Source organism: Herbidospora sp. RD11066 (assembly GCF_054661255.1).
This window is the reverse complement of sequence record NZ_BAAGDO010000029.1, coordinates 1-907: the sequence shown is the minus strand read 5'-3', so window position 1 is coordinate 907 and position 907 is coordinate 1. Positions and strand designations below refer to the sequence as shown.

The 907-nt window shown below is 49.2% G+C and carries 1 protein-coding gene; it reads left to right on the top strand.

Annotated elements, in window-relative coordinates:
* A partial coding sequence (locus ACYQ78_RS39220) for a CCAAT/enhancer-binding protein (protein ID WP_459806076.1) occupies positions 1-783 on the top strand: 783 nt, incomplete at its 5' end.
* Between the last annotated feature and the right edge of the window lie 124 nt (positions 784-907).

Sequence of the window (907 nt, the reverse complement as noted above, 5' to 3'; positions counted from 1 at the left end):
CCTTCCGATTGTCTTCCTAAGACCGCTTGGCCCCCGACTTGTTCGCCTATGGACGTTCTCGATCTGTATGAGTCCGGCGAATGGTCAGCAGCGAATTCTCCCTCTTCTGAGCTGTTTGAGGACGTTGATCTGAGCTCTGCTTCTGATCTGGACGAGAGCTGCACGTATCTGAACGACATCGCGATCGATTTTGCCTCTTACCTGGATCCTGCCACCTTGAGTACCAGTCCCGAAGATCTTAGCAAGTATTTAGCCCCCAACAAAGATAGCAAACGTAGAGAACCAGTGGAACCATATTTACCCGAAGTAGAACAAGGATACATCCCTGTTGAGGTAGAATCAAGCAAACCTAATCCCCCGAAACCGGCTGTGACGTATAAATCAAGTACCCTGGCGAAAGACAACGAGCAGAAGTCGAGCAGGCTCCCCTCCATCGCTTCGCAACTAAAGGCACCAAAATCTCGCCGAGGCTTTTCATCCAACAAGAAAGTGATGGTCGAGAAGGGAAGCGAGGAATATCGCTTGAAACGGGAACGCAACAACATTGCGGTCCGCAAGAGCCGATACAAGAGCAAACAAAAGTATGTGGAGACCCAACATAAAGTTGATGAGCTGCAAGAGGAGAATGCACGCCTCCAATCCAAGGTCGATTTTCTCACTAAAGAGCTCAACGTTCTGCGTAGCCTGTTCTCTACCACCGGTGCGTACAAGGACCCAGTAGTTAATGCTGCCCTTCTGTCGCATGGCATACCGACTCCTCGTGGTCCCGGCGCCTCTCGTTAGTCTAGATTCTAACGATTGGAACTCTCCTTTAACTGATTGTGGACGTAAAAAATGTAGATCTCTGCAATTTATGATTATTCGTGTAACATCACAGAAGCCGGATCGTAGCCATGTCGTTCTGTGA